Below are 17,173 nucleotides of genomic sequence, written 5' to 3'. Positions count from 1 at the left end.
GCGGTCACGTGGGGCCGGCGCCGCGGGTCTCCTGAGATGTGGGACCGCAGGGGGCGGCAGAGCCGCCGTGGGTGCGCCGGCGTCGTCGTCGCGTGCGCGTAGTCTGACGCGCGTGGCTGCCGACGAAGACCCCGCGGCCCTCGGCGACACGTCCGCGGTCTTTGGGTACGCGGAGCGGGCGTCCCGGCTCGCGGGCGCGGTCGTGTGGACCAGCACACCGCCCACCGTCGCGGGGCGGCCGGTCCTGCCCGACGGCTGTATGGACCTGCTGTGGACCGAGGGCAGACTCCTGGTCGCCGGCCCGGACACGCACGCGTACCACCCCGAGGGCCCGCCTGCACGCTGGGCCGGTGTCCGTTTCCCGCCCGGCGCCGCACCGGCCTTCCTGGGCGTCCCGGCCCACGAACTGCGTGACCGCCGCGTCGCGCTGGCCGATCTGTGGCCCGCCGCGGAGGTACGCCGGCTGACCGGGCGCGTGGACACCGTCGCCGATCCCGCGATCGCACTGGAGGAGATCGTGCTGGACCGGGCGGCACGGATGCCGGACCCGGACCCGCTGCCCCGCGCGGTGGTCGCGGCGCTCACCGCCGGCCGTTCGGTTGCCGCCACCGCCGATGAACTGGGCCTGGGTCCACGGCAGTTGCACCGTCGCTCGCTCGCCGCATTCGGCTACGGACCGAAGACACTGGCCCGTGTGCTGCGGCTGCAACGGGCGCTGACGCTGGCGCGGTCCGGAGTGCCCTATGTGGAGACGGCATCCCGTGCGGGTTTCGCCGATCAGGCCCATCTGTCCCGGGACGTGAAAGAGTTGGCCGGGATGCCGCTGGGTGACCTACTGGCTCGCGGCTAGGTCCGCAAACAGGTCGACACCATTGCCGTCCGGGTCGTGCACGACCGCGTACCGCATCCCCCACACCGCGTCCCACGGTTCCAGCTCACCGTGGTACCCGGCGCCGACTAGATCCTTGTACACACCGTCCACCTCGGCAGGGGAGTCGCAGCGGAAGGCAAGCCCGACTCGGCCGTTGCCGGTCGACGGCCGCCAGCCGGGGTAGAAGGAACGGACGGTCTTCTCGGTGTCCAGAGTGAGCCGCACCCCACCGGGCAGCGCCGCCTCGACGTGCGGCTGCTTCTCGGCATCCTCGGGGAAGACGAGCCCGAGACGTCGGTAGAAGGCGAGGGACGCGGTCAGGTCGGAGACGACGAGGCCGATCACATCGAATCGTGGTGTCATGCCGCCACCGTAGGAAGGGGACCGGCCGCGGGTCTTGAACGAATCGGACGCGGGCGCAGGGGACCCTTCGTACGGATCCTGGGGCGCGACGCACCGTCGGGCGTCTCGGGCGAGAGGGTCAGGCCGCCCTCAGCGTCGCGGCGATCGACGCGATCGTCTCCGGCCCCACCCGGCAGCAGCCGCCGATCAGCCGTGCCCCGGCGTCGCGCCAGTCCGTGACCTGGGCGGCGGCGAAGGTGGAGCGGCCGTCCCAGGCGTGGGCCCGAGCGTCCCAGGCCTCGCCGCTGTTCGGGTAGACCACCACCGGCTTGCCCGTGACGCGGGCGGCCGTGGCGACCGCGCCGGCCGCGTCCTCGGGCGCACAGCAGTTGACACCCACCGCGATCACCTCGTCCACGTCGGCGGCCGGCGCGAACGCCTCCTCCAGCGGCTGCCCGGCGCGCGTACGGTCGCCCGAGACGGTGTACGACAGCCACGCGGGGACACCGAGCCCGCGCACCGCCCGCAACAGAGCCGCGGCCTCGTCCGTGTCCGGGACCGTCTCCAGCGCGAGCACATCGGGACCGGCCGCGGCCAGCACCTCCAGGCGCGGGCGGTGGAAGGTCTCCAGCTCGGAGACCGTGAGGCCGTAGCGGCCCCGGTACTCGGAGCCGTCGGCGAGCATCGCCCCGTACGGGCCGACGGACGCTGCCACCCACAGCGGCCTGGTGACACCCCCGGCGTGCGCCCGCGCCGCCGCCTCACGGGCCGACTCGACGCTGAGCGCGAGGAGCCGTGCCGCCCGGTCGTGGTCGATACCGCGCCGGGCGAACCCCTCGAACGTCGCCTGGTAGCCGGCTGTGATCGCCACGTCCGCGCCCGCCTCGAAGTACGCGAGGTGCGCCTCGACGATCGCCTCCGGCCGCTCGGCGAGCAGCCGCGCCGACCACAGCGCATCGCTCAGGTCGTACCCGGCGGACTCGAGCTGATTCGACAAACCGCCGTCGAGGACGACCGGCCCGGCGGCGAGAGCTTCGGCGAGGGTGACAGCGGTGCTCATGCAATGACGCTAGTGCCCCAGCGGGCAATGTTCGCCCCGTCGCGAGGCCCGGCACGCTCCTGCAAGCTGCTTCGAGCAGGGGGACCCTCAGAGCGGGAGGTGCCCCCACGACGCCACTCCTTGACGGGCGGACGTTGCCTGTGGGGGCACTGGTCGAAGGACGGCCCGACGTCCGGCGCCTCGGGCCGCCCTTCGCGTACGCCGACGCCCTTACTCCGTCACGAAGTCGGCCATCATGGCCATGTCCTCGTGCTCGAGGTTGTGGCAGTGCAGCATGTACCGGCCGGGGTAGTCCGTGAAGCGGGTGACGATCTCCACGGATTCGGCGGGGCGCAGGTCCACGGTGTCCTTCCAGCCCTCGTCGTACGGGCCGATCGAGGCGCCGTTGCGGGCGGTCACCCGGAAGTGGTCGAGGTGAAGGTGGATGGGGTGGTGGAAGTCGGTGACGAACCTCCATATCTCGGTGGTGCCGAGGCGGACCTTCGCCAGCGGCCTGCCGGGCTTGTAGGCACGGCCGTTGATGGTCCAGCCCATCGATCCGGAGCTCCGCTGGAAGTGGAAGGTACGGGTCGCCACGGCATTCTCCGGCTGCGGCGCGGGGAGCGTGGAGAGCCGGGCCGGTATGCGTGAGTCGTCGGCCGGCGGCCGGGCGGTGGAGACGTCGAACCGCATGACGGCCGCCGTACCGCCGCTGCCCAGTCGGTTGACCAGCCGCACGCGGGTTCCCGGCCGGTAGCGGGAGAAGTCGACGACCACGTCGAAGCGTTCGCCCGGGGCGATGTCGAGCGCGTCGTGCTTGAGCGGCCGCTCCAGGAGCCCGCCGTCGCTGCCGATCTGTACGAGGCCGCCGCCGCCCGGCGGTTGCGGGTCGAGCGCCAGGCGGTACCGCCGGGCGTTGGAGGCGTTGAGCAGGCGCAGACGGTAGCGCAGGCCCTCGGTCTCCAGTACCGGCCAGGGCGCCCCGTTGACCAGGACGACATCGCCGAGGACACCATCCATGTATTGGTCGGACACGCCGGGTTTGTGCTGCTCGGCGTCGAGGGCGGGGTACCGGAAGGAGCCGTCGGCGGCGAAGGACCGGTCGGTGATCATCAGCGGGATGTCGCGTTCGCCGCGGGGCAGCGGCAGAGCCTCCTCCTCGTCGTCGTGGACCAGGTGGAACCCGGCGAGGCCGTTCCAGACGTTCGCCCCGGTGAAGCCCATGCGATGGTCGTGGTACCAGAGGGTGGCGGCGCGCTGTGCCATCGGATACGTGTACGTCCGCTGCACGGCGGCGATGTCCTGTGCGTCCGACGCCCCGGACATGCCCGGCATTCCCGCCATGCCGTCGTCGTGGGAGGCCGTGTGTCCGGGCGGCAGGATCAACGCGGTCGGGTAGCCGTCGCTGCTGTACGGGGTGTGGCCGCCGTGCAGGTGGACCACGGTCGGGTGCGGCAGTTCGTTGCGGTGCCGCACCATCGTCCGCCGTCCGGAGCGGGAGACGATGGTCGGCCCGGGGAAGGTGCCGCCGTAGGTCCAGGCGGTGGTCTCCAGGCCCGGGAGGATCTGCAGGCGTGCGGTCCGCTGGGTGATCTCGTACACGTCCGTCGTACCGCTGGTGCGTATCGGCGCGAGCACCTGCGGCGTGGGCAGCGGCACCTCGTACGGCCGTGGAAGGGGCGCCTGGCTGCGCAGCAGCAGTCCCGGCTGACCGGTCGTCAGGGACCCTCCGGCCACGGCGAATCCGCCGACGGTGAGGGCACCGCCGCCCAGGGCCGCCGAGGTGACGAGGAGGCGGCGCCTGCTGATGCTCCCGGTCATGCGGACTCCTCGGCGGCGTCCTCGGTACGGGAGGCATGGTCCGCCCCCGGTGCCGGCCGCCAGGCCCAGACCAGCATCAGCAGGGTGGCGGCGACGATCCCCACTCCCAGCGGGATGTGAACGGCGAGTGTCCGGTTGTACCCCATGCCCACCTGCAGCCCCTCCGAGACGAGGAGCGCAGCGGAGGCGAGGGCCGGCCAGCCCGGTCCGCGGCCGGGCCGCCACAGCAGCACCGCGGCCACGATCAGAGCCAGGGCGACGACCACGGTGATCGCGGCGTTGAGTTCGTGCATTTTGAGGGCTTCGTAGTGGCCCGACAGGAAGCTCCCGGCTAAGACCGCTTGTCCGAGGGCCAGTGCGGCCTCGCAGGTCACCGCGATCCGGAAGAGCACCAGGGGCCATCGCCGTGCCCGGGGGCGACCGCCGTTCGCGAGCGTGGGTGACGTTCCGGTCGGGGGCGAGGAAGAGGCTATCGGGTGAGACATGAAGGAGAGAGTGTCATGTGGAACCATCTCATTGGAACCCATCTCAAAAAACACAATCTTGTTCTGACTTAAGCTGGATGTCGATGAACGCCGTCGACTCCACCCCCCGCTCATTCGGCACCGATCGAACCCGTATCGGCCCCCTGCTCCGCCGTGCTCAGCGGCGCGCCGCGCAGGCGTTCGCCCAGGCGCTGCGCCCTCTTGGCATCGAGGGGCGTCACTACGGCGTCCTGCTCAACCTCGTCAAGAACGGACCGCTCAGCCAGCGCCGCCTCATCGACCTCACCTGCAGCGACAAGTCCAGGATGGTGCGCACGGTCGACGACCTGGAGGCCCGCGGCCTGGCTGTACGCCGCCCCTCACCGACCGACCGCCGCGCCTACGCGGTCGAGATCACCGAGGAAGGCAGGGCGCTGTTCGCCGAGGCCTCCCTGATCGCTGACGAGGTGGCCGCGCGGCTCCTCGGCCGCATGGACGAGGATGACCAGGAACTGCTGTGCACACTCCTGGAACGCTTCGTCGTGCCCTCGGAGAACTGACCCGCACCAGACCGCTTCTCGCAAGTGGTCGGCTCCGCATAGCTTCGCTCCATGGCTGACGAGGGATTCAGACTTCCGCGACTCGCCGCGATCTATGACCCGCTCGACCCTGATCGCAGCGATCTCGACGCATACGTACGGATGGCCGATGAGTTCGGGGCGCGCCGGGTGCTCGATATCGGCTGTGGGACAGGCGTGTTCGCGCTGCTGCTGGCCGAGCGCGGGATCGAGGTCGTCGGCGTCGACCCCGCCCGGGCGTCCATCGATGTGGCCCGGGGCAAACCGGGCAGCGAGAGGGTGCGTTGGATCTGCGGTGATGTGACGGCGCTTCCGCCACTGAGAGTTGACCTTGCGACCATGACGGCGAACGTCGCCCAGGCGATCGTCGACCCGCGGCTGTGGCAGCAGACCCTGCGCGGGGCTTTCGAGGCGCTGCGGCCCGGCGGGCATCTGGTGTTCGAGACGCGGAATCCGGCCCGGCGTGCTTGGGAGGAGTGGAACCGGGAGGCCTCGTACGGCGTGACGGAGATCCCGGGCGTCGGCGCGGTCGAAGGCTGGGTCGAGGTGATCGAGGTGTGCGAGCCGCTGGTCACGATCCGCGGGACTTATGTGTTCGCCGCGGACGGACAGGTGCTCACGTCGGATTCGACGCTGCGTTTCCGTCAACCGGAGGAGCTCGAGGCGGAGTTGGTCGCGCAAGGGTACGTGGTGGAGGACGTCCGCGACGCACCCGACCGTCCGGGCTGGGAGTTCGTCTTCCTCGCGCGGCGTCCGGGGGGCAGCCAGGTCTGAGGGGTGCGGGTGCAGGCCGCTGTGGGGGCGACGATCAGGCTCGGAAGGTGCGGCGGTAGGCCCCCGGGGAGACACCGATGGCGGCGTGCAGGTGTTGTCGCAGGGTGACGTCCGTGCCGAAGCCCACCCGCTCGGCGATCCTGGCCACCGGCAGATCCGTGGTCTCCAGCAACTGCCTTGCCAGATCAACACGTTGCTGAGTGAGCCACTGTCCAGGGCTCAGCCCCACCTCGGCACGGAAGTACTGGGTGAAGGTGCGGCGGCTCATGCCCGCGTGTGCGGCGAGGTCCGCCGGCCGGGTCACCGGAAAGGTCGTCCTCACCATCGACTGACCGGTAATCACCACACGCATGTGTGTCTCCCCATCGGGTGGCTTGTTGCCCGACCGAGTCCGGCAATGCGCTCGGGGAACAACCGGATGCGCGCGGTGCTGGTGGGATTGCTGCCAGTGCCACGCGCATCGGTGCATGGCTGATGCGCCTTCTGGGCTGCTGGGTCCTACTCGCGGCCGGTGCAGAGTTGCGCGGACAGGGCTGCGCACGCCCACTCCTCCCAGGCCTCCGGCGACCAGCCGCGGTCACGGACGAAGACCAGGTACAGCTCCGGGCTGAGCAGCCCGTACAACAGGTCGGCGGCGCGGTCGATGCCGACGTCGGTGCGGGCGTCGGGCTTGGAGACCAGCGTCTTCGCCGCGGCGTGCTGCACGGTGTAGCGCGGGTCGGGGCCGGAGGGCCACTGTGCGGCGATCTCCGGATCGGTGGCCGCGGCGGCCGCGATCACCGGCATGATCGGGGCGACCCGGCCGAGAATTTCGCGCACGCCTCGCACATGGGTGCGCAGTTGACCGACGGCCGTCGGTTCGGCGCACGCGGCGCGGAACCAGTCGCGGTCCATCGTGGCGACCGGCTCGGCGTCCCCGGCGATGGACGTGTCGACGACGTCCTTGAACAGCGCACGCTTGTTGCGGAACACGAAGTAGACGGTCTGGACGGCCACGCCCGCCCGGTCCGCGACCTCCTGAAGGCTCGTCGCCCCATATCCCTGTGCGACGAACAACTCCCGGGCCGCCTCGATGATCTTCTCACGAGTGCGCCGCGAGCGCTCGGCCCGCTTGTCGGGCCGCTTGCCCGGCCGCTTGTCGGATTCCTCGTCGGATCGCTTGACCGCTTCCATACCGGAAGCCTATCTCTAGAGTTAGTGACTAGAGTTCGACTCTAGATTCTTGGAGGTCAGTGATGAGCGAGACTCGAACGGCCGCAGAGCTCGACCAGGAGGCGGCCGTGCGCCGCGCGCTGGAGGACTACTACCGGGACGGCAAGCCGCCGTGGGACAGCGGCGTGACGCCGCCCGAGCTGGTGGCCCTGATGGAGGGGCCCGACGCACTGACGCCTGGCCATGTCCTCGAACTCGGCTGCGGCACGGGGACCAACGCGGTGTATCTGGCCCGGCACGGCTGGCGGGTGGCGGCCATCGATCTGATCGACCGCGCGGTGCGGCAGGCGCGGGAGAAGGCGGACGCGGCGGGGGTGGACGTCACGGTGCTCTGCGGGGACGCCACCCGGCTCGACGAGGTGGGCGTACCCGGACCGTACGACCTGTTCTTCGACCTGAGCTGCTACTGCGGCATTCCGCCGCACCGCCGCGACGACTACGCGGCCGGCCTCACGAAGCGTGCCGCCCCCGGCGCGCGGCTGCTGATGTTCGGGTACGGGCCCGAGGCCTTCGGCGACCCGATCTCCGGCGTCACCGCGGACGAACTCAGCACCAGGTTCGCCGGGTGGCAGCTGGTCGACGTCACGCCCGGCACGAACCCGGTTCCGACCTTCTGGTTCACGCTGCGGCGCACCGCCGCGGCGTGCGACGGGGGCATGGGGTGTTCCTCGCATGGGTAATTGACGGGCCGGATCCTGTCTGAACGGCGGATCCGGCCGCGTCCCCGGTCCGGACACCGGCAGAGGTGACTGACGCCGTGGTGTACGCGGGTCTGGTGTGTGACGCGCTGGTGGCGCAAGATCTGAACCGGAGGGTCTCGCGCGTTGGTCGTGCGCCCCTTCCCGCGGGTGAGCGCCGGGCGCATCCCCGTCCATGGGCCCCTGGGGCGTCCCGACCGGAACCGGGGCGCCCCAGGTCCGGGCCTTCTCCAGTTCGCGCAGCGGTGCGGGCCACACTTCGGCGGGCACCGAAACGATCCGCGCCTAGCGTTCCCCCATGACCGAAACGCAGCACGGAGCCGGAACCACGCACGGCGGCGCGACCGAGCGGGAAACCCTCGCCGCGGGCGTCGTCGCCCTGGTGGAGCACGTCCTGGCTCTCGCGGCCACCTGGACCGAGTGGGACGGCAAGCCCGTCCACACCGACGACCGCGTGTACACCCCGCACAAGGCGATCCGCCGGGTCGCCGACCATCTGGTGGACCATCTCGCCGAGTTGGAGGCGCGACTGGTGGGGGAGGAGCCGTTGCCCGACCACTGGCACGCGTCGGCCGCCACCACACCGGCCGATCTCGCGCCCTTCACCCAGGAGGACCTGGACGAGGCGCGCAGCCGACTGAACCGGCTGGCGCGGATCTGGGCCGCCCGGCTCGGCTCGCTCGGCGACGAGCAGCTCGACCACTCGCCGGGCGAGGGCTGGAGCTTCCGTCAAATTGCCGAACACGTAAAGGAGTCGACGTACTACGCCGATGCGGTGGGGGACCTTTCATGACCGTTGCCCACGTTCACGGAGACCTCTGATGACCCCCTTCGCCGCCCTCCATCACACCGACGCCCCTCTTCTCCTTCCCAACGCCTGGGACCACGCCTCCGCGGTCGCCCTCGCCGCGGAGGGGTTCGCGGCGATCGGCACCACGAGCCTCGGCGTCGCCGCTGCCGTCGGGCAGCCCGACGGGGCGGCGGCGACCCGTGAGGTGACCCTGCGCCTGACCCGTCTGCTCGGCGCGGTGCCCTTCCTGCTGTCCGTCGACGCCGAGGGCGGCTTCAGCGAAGACCTGGAGCAGATAGCGGAGTTGGCGCGTGAGCTGCGCTCCGCCGGAGCTGTCGGGATCAATCTGGAGGACGGGCTCGGCCCCGTCACACTGCACGCCGCGAAGATCGCAGCTGTCAAGTCCGCTGTGCCAGACCTCTTCGTCAACGCCCGCACTGACACGTACTGGCTCGGCGACGGGGACCCCGCGGACACCCTGCACCGCCTGAACGCCTACCAGCAGGCGGGTGCCGATGGGGTGTTCGTGCCGGGTCTCGCCGATCCGGTGCGCATCGCCGACGTCGTACGGCACCTGGACGTACCGCTCAACATCCTGTACTCACCGGCCGGCCCCACCGTCTCCCACCTCGCCGACCTCGGCGTACGCCGGGTCAGCCTCGGTTCGCTGCTCTACCGGCGGGCGCTGGGCGCGGCGTTGGAGACCATGGCCGACATCTCGGCCGGCCGCACTCCGCAGGGCGCCGTTCCCTCGTACGCGGAGGTGCAGGCGCTCAGCCCTCGGGAAGAGACCGCGAGTTCCTTGGCGAGAGGCGACCGCCGGTCGCCGCGAGGGCGAGCACGCACGTGACCGGGCGCCGTGGGCGGGGCGCCGGCGCGCCCGGTGGGTGACGGGGCGCCGTGGGCGTCAGGTGGTGTCGCGGTCGATCGCACCGACCGGGGCTGTGCACCCCACACCCGTGCGGCCGACCCACGCCCCCGCGGCCGCACGTAGGGGGTGACTACCGCCCCGCAGGTTCCCGCAGTGCCTCTATGAGCCGAGCCGCGAACTCCTGCGGATGCTCGAGGGCGCCGATGTGCCCGCCCGGGAACTCGGTGAAGTGGCCGCCGGTCAGCTCGGCCGTCAGGGAAGCGGTGCGGTGGAGAAGCCCGCCGCGCGATCCGATGCCCGCGGCGAGGGTGAGGGATGGCGACTTCAGGGCCGGCAGGTCCGGCATGTAGGAGCTGAAAGGGCATAGGACGCGGGTGAGGAAGAGGGCCATGGGTGTGGTCAACTCCTCCTCAGCGGATGGCGGGTGGCCCTCCGCGGGTGCCGGGTCCGTCTCCTCCAGCCCGGCAACCAGCCGGGCCCCGGCCGCCTTGAGTCCCGCCCTGCGATAGGTCTCGTACACGTCGGTGAACATCGCGCGCTGCCGGGCCGCGTCCGGCAGTACCTCCACGACCGGCGCCTCGTGCGCGACCACATGCCGCAGTCGCCCGGGGTGGCGGGCGAGCAGGTCGAGCGCGGCGATGCCGCCCGAACTGGCCCCGAAGACATACGCCGACTCGCCGTCGGGAAGCACCTCGTCGAGCACGCGTCGCGCACCCTCGCTCCAGGCCTCCACCCGCTGCTCTCCGACGGGCATGCCGAGCTGTCCGTGGGCGAGGCCGAGCGGGTCGTAGGTGACGACGGTGAAGTGGTCGGCGAGACGTTCCGTCATCGCGGCGAGGCCCATGGGGTGTCCCGCACCACCGGGGATGACCAGCAGTACGGGACCGTTGCCTTGCGCGTCGTAGTGGAGGCGCGTCATCGTTCCTTCTTCTCCTCGCGGGGCCAGTGTTCCAGTGCCATGTGCAGGGCGTCGACAGCCTTGTCCCAGGACGCCTGGACCTGTCGGGACGCGTTGAAGCCCCCGGAGGCTTCGAGGGTGCAGTAGCCGTGGAAGGTGCTGCGCAGCAGGCGTACGGCGTCGGTGAGGTCGGGCTCGTCGAGGCCGTAGGCGCGCAGCATGCCGTAGGTGATCTCGGCGGTGCGGCGCATGGCCCGGGACTCGCTCAGCTCGGTCACGAGCGATGGGTCGAGCCGGATCTGGGTGGCCGCGTACCGCCCCGGGTGCTCCAGCGCGTATGCCCGGTAGGCACCGGCGAAGGCGGTCAGCGCGTCCTTGCCCGCGCGCCCGGCGACGGCCGCCGCGATCCGGTCGATCGCCTCCTCGCCCGCCAGCAGGGCGACCCGGGTACGCAGGTCCTGCACGTTCCTGATGTGCGAGTACAGGCTGGCGTCCTTCACGCCGAAGTGGCGAGCCAGGGCGGACACGGTGACGTTCTCGAAACCGACCTCGTCGGCGAGGTCGGCTGCCGCCGCGACGACCCGCTCGACGGAGAGCCCGGCACGGGCCATGGGCGCCTCCTTGCCTAGCATACCTAGGTAAAAGGCTAGCCCGTCTAAGTAGTGATGTGTCAAGTGCGGGCGCGCAGGAGGGTGGGGCCAGACCGGTACGGCCTTGCCCCACCCTCTGGTTCCCCGAGCGCGCCCGACCGGCCGTCTGCGGTTTGCGGGCCGGTCGAGGCGGTCAGGAAGAGCTGCTTCCTATCTGTGCTCCACCTCAGGCGTCCTGCCTCGCCGTACGAATCGGTCGTAGAGCACAGCAGCGATGACGCCGCCGAACAGGGAGCCGATCAGGCTGACCCACCAGCCGCTGAAGGAGCCGGCGGCGATCATCGGGCCCAGACCGCGGGCGGGGTTGACCGCGGCGCCGTCGGTGGGGCCGCCGATGAAGACCGCCGCGGCGAGTGCGAAGCCGATCACGAGCGGGGCGATGGGGGCCGGGAAGCGGCCGTCGGTGGCTGCGGCCCGCTGCGTCTGGTGGTCCGCGGCTCCACGGCCGCCCCTCCTGGGACACCAGCCGCCTGAGTCGTAGCCGGGTGGGCCGTGGCTGCCCACCAACTGCGAAAGTGTTCTCAGCCGATGGAGACGACACGCGCCCAGGACGGCGGGGTGTCCGGGACGTAGTCGGGGTCCCCCTCGTCCACGGCGCGGCCGGGGCGGGGGAAGAGTCCGACGACGGTGCGGCAGGGCGGCTGCGCGGAGGGCCACGGAGTCTGACCATCCGTCAGTGCGACGATCACGTCCGGGCGGGGCCGGGAGCGGAGCGCCCGGGCGAAACCCGAGCGCAGATCCGTTCCCCCGCCGCCGACCAGTGCCATGCTCTCGGCGCGGCAGAGCGGGACGGCGATCCCGGCCGCCGCGTCGCAGGAGATCACCGAGACCAGGTCGCGCCGCCCGCCCACCGCCCGGGAGATCGCCGCCACCTCCAGCAGCGCGCTGCCCAGCTCGGCGTCGCTCACCGACCTGGAGGTGTCGATCACGACGCAGACCCGGGGCGGCGTACGGCGCAGGCTCGGCAGCAGCACCCCGGGGACACTGGCCGAGCGCCGGGAGCGACGCCGGTAGCTGTGGTCCTCGCCCACACCCGGTGCACCCGCCGCCGAGCGGATCGCCGCACCCAGCAACTGCCGCCACGGTTGCGGCGGATGGAACGCCTCGTCCGCCCATCGGCGCCACCCCTCCGGCGCGTCGCCCGGCCGGCCCTTGATCCCCTCTGCGACCCGGAAGCGAACCGCGTCCCGCTGCTGCCTGCTCAGCCCGTGTGCCCCGTCGGGCCCCAGCTCCCACGGCCGGCCCTGCCCGTCGGCACCACTGCCGCAGTCCAGCCAGGCCAGCTCCGCGGCGAGCCCGGACATCGACGCCGTCCGCAGGTACTCCTCCATCAGCAGCCCGTCGGACAGCCCCAGCAACGACGGCAGCACCGCCCCGGCAGGCCGGGGCAGACCGTCACCGTAGATGTCGTCGTTGATCTCGAAGTCGGCGGCGATGTTCCGCCGCAGCCTCTCGCCCGGCCCGTACTCCTCATGCTCCCGCGCATACCGCTCGCCCCGCCCGTGGTGGTCCCGCAGCAGATGGGAGACCTCGTGCACCCAGACGCCCGCCAGCTCCTCCACCGGTGTGCACGCCACGAAGCCGGGGGAGGCATAGCAGCGCCAGTGCGCGTCCACCGCCATCGTCGGCACCGACCGGTCCTCCACGACGTGCAGCGCGAAGAGCGCGCTCGCCAGGTAGGGGCGGACCTTCACCGCGTGCAGCCGGGCGGACAACAACTTCTCCATGTCCAGCGGGAGTCCGGGCCCCCCGGAGCCGGCCGACGGCTTCGGCGCGGTGGCTCGCGCCGGGCGCGGCGGCGCGGGCCGGGGCATCGGGCGCGGCACAGGGCGCTTCGCGGCCCCCGTCATCGGCGCGCCCCCGTCGCACGCCTGGCGTCGGCCGACGCCTTGGCCCGCCCCACCGACCGGTCCGCCCGCCGGGCGAGACCGACCACCCCGGCCAGCCGCTCCATCGCCTCCGGCACCTCCCAGTCGTCGCGCCGCAACGCGGCCAGCGTCGTCGCAGGGGCGACCAGCAGGTCCGGGGCGCCCGTCTCCATCGCCCGGACCAGCACCGCCCAGCCCGCCTCCCAGCGTTCCCGCTCAGGCCGCGCTCCGATGGCGGTCACCACCGCCTCCAGCGCCGCCTGGCGCAGATCGCCCCGCACCGGCAGCTCGGCGGAGGCCGGATCGGCCAGCAGCGACTCCGGGTCCGGCAGGTCCATCCGGTCCAGATGGGCGAGGAGTTCGAGCCCCGGCCCGTCTCCCACCGCGCCGCGTACCAGCAGCGCCAGCACCTCCCGGGAGACGGAGGCCGCCGTTCCGAAGGCCAGCAGGGTCAACGCGGCCTCCCAGCTGCGCGGCGAGGGCCAGGCACCGCCGCGCCGCGTCTCGGTGTTCGGTAGCCGGTGGATCAGCGTCGGCCGGGCTTCCAGGAAGCCGCAGACCGCGCGCCGGGCGAAAGCCACCGCCTTTGGCAGCCGCTCCGGCACCAGCCGGGGCAGCTCTGCCCGGGGCCAGACCCCGCTCAGCCCCCGCACCACCACATCCCGGTCGTGCACCCAGTACAGATGCACGAACCGGTTGGCCAGCGGCGGACTCAGCTCCCACCCGTCCGCCGCCGACGCGCGCGGATTGGCGGCGGCCACGATCCGTACGTCCGGCGGCAGTTGGAGCGCACCAACCCTCCGCTCCAGGACGACCCGGAGCAGTGCGGCCTGGACGGCCGGGGTGGCGGTGGAGAGTTCGTCCAGGAAGAGAAGCCCGCGCCCGGCCCGTACGAGCTCCACGGCCCACTGCGGCGGTGCCATCGGCACCCCCTGCACCGCCGGGTCGTCTCCCACGATGGGCAGCCCGGAGAAGTCGGACGGCTCGTGAACGCTGGCGATCACGGTCGTCAGCGGCAGGTCGAGGGAGGCGGCGAGCTGTGTCAGGGCCGCGGTCTTGCCGACGCCCGGCTCGCCCCAGAGCAGCACAGGGAGGTCGGCTGCGACGGCCACGGTGAGCGCTTCGAGCTGATCGTCGGGGCGCGGCTCGGTGGTGGTCGTACGCAGGAGGGTCAGGAGGTCATCGGCAAGGGCGAGTTGGGTGCCGGCTCGGGGCGTGTGGGCGGGGGCGGTTTCGGGCGTGCCGACGGCCGGGACGGGGGAGGGCAGGACGGTGCTGGAAGTCATGGACATCACCTGGGGTGGGATAGGGGAACGGGACGGCCCGTCCCGGAGGTCGTGGGGCGCACGGCATGGAACGCGCGGTGCGGAAAAGGGACTTCGGTGGGGCGGCTGGTCAGCAGAAGAGGCCGGTGCGGGGCCGGGTGCGGCTGCTCCGCTTCAGGCGCGTCGCGGGAGGCGTACGGCGGTCGATCCGGGCACGGCGGCCGGCCTCCGCCTGCCCCACGCCCGCGGTGTTCCCGCCCCCGCCCGCACCGGCACCGGGGTGCTCGGTGACCAGCCCTGAGCGGAAGAGGCCGTGGTCGATGCGGCGGGCCGCGGCCGACTCCAGTTCCTCCTTGAGCGGCCCGTCGCGAAGGACCGCAGCGGGGCCGAGCAGCCCCTCGACCACAGCCAGCGCCCCGGCGACGTCACCGTGGCCGAGCCGCTCCCGGACCGCGGGCAGAGCCTCCGGGTTGCGATGCACCGCGTCGATCGCCCGCAGGCAGGGCAGCGGCGGCCCACCGAGCGCCACCAGCAGCTCCTCCCGGCGCAGTTGGGCCGGGTCGTGGTCGACCGCCGTCAGGACCCCGTCGCGCAGTGTGATCCGGTGGACCTCGCCGCGGCATTCCACCCGGTGCGGATCGCCGGGTTCGGGGGTGGAGCCGGCCACCGGCGCCGAGCCGGACGCAGCAAGTGCCGCGGCGACGAGCGGATGCAGCCGCTCGGCCGCGACCAGCCCGGCCCGCAGCAGCTCCAGATCCGGAAGAACCCGGGCCGCCGCCTCCGGTAGCACCGGAAGCGCCGCGACCTCCTGCGGTGGCAGCGCCTTCCGCAGCGGCTGGAACGTCGGGGCATGGCTGTCGTCGGGAGCGACGAGTTCGAGGACGGCGCGGCTTCGCGCACCGAGCCGCACGGTGAAGGCTCCACGGGGGCGTCCCTCGGCCCGCAACAGCAATTCAGCCTCGGCGGCCCAACTGGCCTCCGCCCATGGGGAATCGTGGACCGCGAGCGAATCTGGCCGATCAGGCCGATCAGGCCGATCAGGCGGGACCGGTCGGCCGCGGGGCACCATGGATGGTGCCCCGCCCGCACCGCACCGTCGCGCCAGTTCACCGCTGCGCCCCGAATCCCAGAGATGCCGGTGCAGGTCGAGTCGGAAACGCCGGTCGGGATGCGGGTGTGGATGATGGCCGGGGGTGCCGTTCCCGGACCCTTCCCACAGGGCCAGGGACAGCCGCTGTCCGGCGTCCGCCCAGGCCGGCGGTGTCCGCACCACCAGCTGCAGCGGCAGGGCGCCGTAACTCCGGTAATGGGCAAGGGAGATGGTGAGGCCGGGCCGGAGCCGCCCGTCGGGGGCGATGCGCGGCATGTGCCAGCGGAGCAGATCCGGCGCCAGTCGGCGCAGATCCGCACGGAGACGGGTGACGAGATCGGTGCCGTGGCGGTCGCGCACGGCGCGCAGATCGAGATCGACGTCGATCCGGGCGGCGGCGCAGGCCCCCGCCCAGTCACCGACCGTATGTCGCGCGGTCGCGGTCTCGATCATGGACGGTGGCACGGCGTACTCACGCACGCGCTGCCACATCAACAGGCGGGTCGGAAATTCGTTCGCGATGTGATGTGCCATCAGCACTCACCTTGCACGAACGATTCCCCCAATCCGTACGAGGAGAAGTTCTTCATCCCCCGCATCATAAGCACACGGAAAACGATCTGTCAGTCCGCCAGTCCCTCAATGAACGTCTTCCGACGTACCCGCAACTCCCGGATGCGTGCGGCAAGTACCGTCGCAGCCCCGCTACAGGCCGTGCCAGGGTACTCAACGGCGACCGACACTGACGTCAGCGGATGTCCGAGGAGCAGCTGAACGCGATCATCCTGGAGATCGCGATGACCAACTTCTTCAACCGGATCAACCGCACGATCCGGGAGCAGGCCGGTAAGACCTGGTGAGCCGGGTGCGGCGTCATCCGCCCGGAGGCCGCGCCTCCTCGACGATCAACGGATGACGCCCCTCCGTCCGAGACGCCGAGACCACGAGCGGGACGCTCCCGCTGCGGTCTGACCACCGAGCTTCATCCGGTCATCGAGGAATTTGCGGGCCTGCTCCGCATGATCTCCTCCATGCACCACAGATGATCATCCGTGAACACCTTGTACCGGAACTCGGTCACAAAGCCCAAGTGAACATGCATCACGAAAAATCACTGCCGACCAATCCGGATATTCTGCATCTCCGCCATAACTCAGGTACGTAGAGTCCTCGGTGTGCAGCTTCGGTACAGCTTCCGCTTGTACCCGCAGCCAGGCCAGCGCACTGCGCTGGCAAAGGCGTTCGGGTGCGCCCGTGTCGTGTTCAACGACGCGGTGCGCGCCCGCGAGGACGCCCGCAGGCAGGGCCTGCCGTTCCCGAAGGCCGCGGACCTGTCCCGCACCCTGATCACCCAGGCCAAACAGACCGCCGAGCGGTCCTGGCTGGGCGATGTCTCCGCAGTGGTGCTGCAGCAGTCCCTGCGGGACGCCGAGAGCGCCTATCGCAACTTCTTCGCCTCGCTGAAAGGCGAACGCAAGGGCCCGAAGCTGGGCGCCCCGCGCATGAAGTCCCGTAAGGACGCACGGCAGTCGATCCGGTTCACCACAAACGCCCGCTGGTCGATCACGCCCGGCGGGCGGCTGAACCTGCCGAAGATCGGTGAAGTGCGCGTGAAGTGGTCCCGCACCCTGCCGGCTGTCCCGTCCAGCGTCACCGTGATCAAGGACGCGGCGGGCCGGTACTTCGCCAGCTTCGTCATCGACACCGACCCGGCCGCGGATCTGGAGCAGATGCCGGACGCGGAAACGAGCATCGGCATCGACCTCGGACTGACCCACTTCGCCGTCCTGTCCGACGGCACGAAAATCGACTCCCCGCGGTTCCTGCGCCGCGCGGAGAAAAAGCTCAAGAAGGCCCAGCGGGACCTGTCCCGCAAGCAGAAGGGATCCAAGAACCGGGAGAAGGCTCGTTGGAAGGTCGCTCGCGCCCACGCGAAGGTGAC

18 protein-coding genes and 2 pseudogenes are annotated in these 17,173 nt (G+C 71.5%); 8 read left to right on the top strand and 12 right to left on the bottom strand.

The annotated features are described in order from the left end of the window. The first annotated feature begins 112 nt into the window (after positions 1-112). Complete coding sequence (locus BIV24_RS18685; protein WP_071367489.1) at positions 113-850, top strand: helix-turn-helix transcriptional regulator; 738 nt, start codon at positions 113-115, stop codon at positions 848-850. On the opposite strand, the gene BIV24_RS18680 is transcribed toward BIV24_RS18685, so the two are convergent. The 4 genes from BIV24_RS18680 to BIV24_RS18665 all read right to left on the bottom strand — a co-directional run bounded on the left by BIV24_RS18680 (position 833) and on the right by BIV24_RS18665 (position 4,558). Beyond that, positions 833-1,234, bottom strand: a complete 402-nt coding sequence (locus BIV24_RS18680; protein ID WP_071367488.1) for a VOC family protein — start codon at positions 1,232-1,234, stop codon at positions 833-835. The genes BIV24_RS18685 and BIV24_RS18680 overlap by 18 nt on opposite strands. A 118-nt stretch (positions 1,235-1,352) precedes the next feature. After that, complete coding sequence (mmuM, locus tag BIV24_RS18675; RefSeq protein WP_071367487.1) at positions 1,353-2,273, bottom strand: homocysteine S-methyltransferase; 921 nt, start codon at positions 2,271-2,273, stop codon at positions 1,353-1,355. 210 nt (positions 2,274-2,483) lie between these two features. Further along, entirely contained in the window at positions 2,484-4,073 is a 1,590-nt protein-coding gene (locus BIV24_RS18670) for a multicopper oxidase family protein (RefSeq protein WP_071367486.1), read from the bottom strand. Beyond that, a complete protein-coding gene (locus BIV24_RS18665) occupies positions 4,070-4,558 on the bottom strand; it encodes a hypothetical protein (protein WP_143064626.1) in 489 nt (162 codons plus the stop codon). Before BIV24_RS18665 ends, BIV24_RS18670 begins: the two co-directional genes overlap by 4 nt. An 83-nt stretch (positions 4,559-4,641) precedes the next feature. Here BIV24_RS18665 and BIV24_RS18660 point away from each other — a divergent pair, with 83 nt between their 5' ends. Then, the gene (locus BIV24_RS18660) at positions 4,642-5,097 is read left to right on the top strand and encodes a MarR family winged helix-turn-helix transcriptional regulator (protein WP_218149320.1); all 456 of its coding nucleotides are present in this window, start codon (positions 4,642-4,644) and stop codon (positions 5,095-5,097) included. A gap of 51 nt (positions 5,098-5,148) precedes the next feature. Beyond that, positions 5,149-5,889: a class I SAM-dependent methyltransferase gene (locus BIV24_RS18655; RefSeq protein ID WP_071367485.1), complete on the top strand. Its 741-nt coding sequence runs from the start codon at positions 5,149-5,151 to the stop codon at positions 5,887-5,889. A 34-nt stretch (positions 5,890-5,923) separates the two neighbouring features. Here BIV24_RS18655 and BIV24_RS35495 read toward each other — a convergent pair. Further along, positions 5,924-6,181, bottom strand: a pseudogene (locus BIV24_RS35495) (helix-turn-helix domain-containing protein); the annotation flags it as partial. A gap of 206 nt (positions 6,182-6,387) precedes the next feature. After that, positions 6,388-7,062: a TetR/AcrR family transcriptional regulator gene (locus BIV24_RS18645; RefSeq protein ID WP_071367483.1), complete on the bottom strand. Its 675-nt coding sequence runs from the start codon at positions 7,060-7,062 to the stop codon at positions 6,388-6,390. Between the two features lie 62 nt (positions 7,063-7,124). Between BIV24_RS18645 and BIV24_RS18640 the strand changes: the two genes are divergently transcribed. The 3 genes from BIV24_RS18640 to BIV24_RS18630 all read left to right on the top strand — a co-directional run bounded on the left by BIV24_RS18640 (position 7,125) and on the right by BIV24_RS18630 (position 9,439). Beyond that, positions 7,125-7,781, top strand: coding sequence for a class I SAM-dependent methyltransferase (locus BIV24_RS18640; RefSeq protein ID WP_071367482.1), 657 nt, complete (start codon positions 7,125-7,127; stop codon positions 7,779-7,781). 316 nt (positions 7,782-8,097) lie between these two features. Continuing rightward, on the top strand, positions 8,098-8,592 hold the full coding sequence (locus BIV24_RS18635; RefSeq protein WP_071367481.1) for a hypothetical protein: 495 nt from the start codon (positions 8,098-8,100) through the stop codon (positions 8,590-8,592). Positions 8,593-8,620: 28 nt separating this feature from the next. Then, positions 8,621-9,439 carry an isocitrate lyase/PEP mutase family protein gene (locus BIV24_RS18630; protein WP_071367480.1) on the top strand — a complete coding sequence of 273 codons (819 nt, stop codon included), beginning with the start codon at positions 8,621-8,623 and terminating at the stop codon, positions 9,437-9,439. Positions 9,440-9,590: 151 nt separating this feature from the next. Here BIV24_RS18630 and BIV24_RS18625 read toward each other — a convergent pair whose 3' ends face one another. From BIV24_RS18625 to BIV24_RS18600, 6 genes are all read right to left on the bottom strand, one after another. Next, positions 9,591-10,379 (bottom strand): alpha/beta fold hydrolase, encoded by a 789-nt coding sequence (locus tag BIV24_RS18625; RefSeq protein WP_071367479.1) that lies wholly within the window; start codon positions 10,377-10,379, stop codon positions 9,591-9,593. Beyond that, the gene (locus BIV24_RS18620) at positions 10,376-10,969 is read right to left on the bottom strand and encodes a TetR-like C-terminal domain-containing protein (RefSeq protein WP_071367478.1); all 594 of its coding nucleotides are present in this window, start codon (positions 10,967-10,969) and stop codon (positions 10,376-10,378) included. The genes BIV24_RS18625 and BIV24_RS18620 overlap by 4 nt, the downstream gene beginning before the upstream one ends. Positions 10,970-11,158: 189 nt before the next feature. Further along, positions 11,159-11,512, bottom strand: a complete 354-nt coding sequence (locus BIV24_RS18615) for an aquaporin (RefSeq protein ID WP_245766862.1) — start codon at positions 11,510-11,512, stop codon at positions 11,159-11,161. Positions 11,513-11,529: 17 nt separating this feature from the next. Next, entirely contained in the window at positions 11,530-12,735 is a 1,206-nt protein-coding gene (locus BIV24_RS18610; RefSeq protein ID WP_071367476.1) for a vWA domain-containing protein, read from the bottom strand. A gap of 119 nt (positions 12,736-12,854) precedes the next feature. Continuing rightward, positions 12,855-14,162: an AAA family ATPase gene (locus BIV24_RS18605; RefSeq protein WP_071367475.1), complete on the bottom strand. Its 1,308-nt coding sequence runs from the start codon at positions 14,160-14,162 to the stop codon at positions 12,855-12,857. 109 nt (positions 14,163-14,271) lie between these two features. Then, on the bottom strand, positions 14,272-15,765 hold the full coding sequence (locus tag BIV24_RS18600) for a hypothetical protein (RefSeq protein WP_071367474.1): 1,494 nt from the start codon (positions 15,763-15,765) through the stop codon (positions 14,272-14,274). Between the two features lie 227 nt (positions 15,766-15,992). Here BIV24_RS18600 and BIV24_RS32105 point away from each other — a divergent pair. Next, positions 15,993-16,091 (top strand): annotated as a pseudogene (locus BIV24_RS32105) (carboxymuconolactone decarboxylase family protein); the annotation flags it as partial. Between the two features lie 315 nt (positions 16,092-16,406). Next, positions 16,407-17,173 (top strand): RNA-guided endonuclease InsQ/TnpB family protein (locus BIV24_RS18595; protein WP_143064625.1); only part of this gene is annotated, 767 nt, incomplete at its 3' end.

Origin of the sequence: Streptomyces colonosanans (genome assembly GCF_001866645.1) — a bacterium.
Lineage (GTDB): Bacteria > Actinomycetota > Actinomycetes > Streptomycetales > Streptomycetaceae > Streptomyces > Streptomyces colonosanans.
This window is presented reverse-complemented; position numbering and strand designations above follow the sequence as displayed.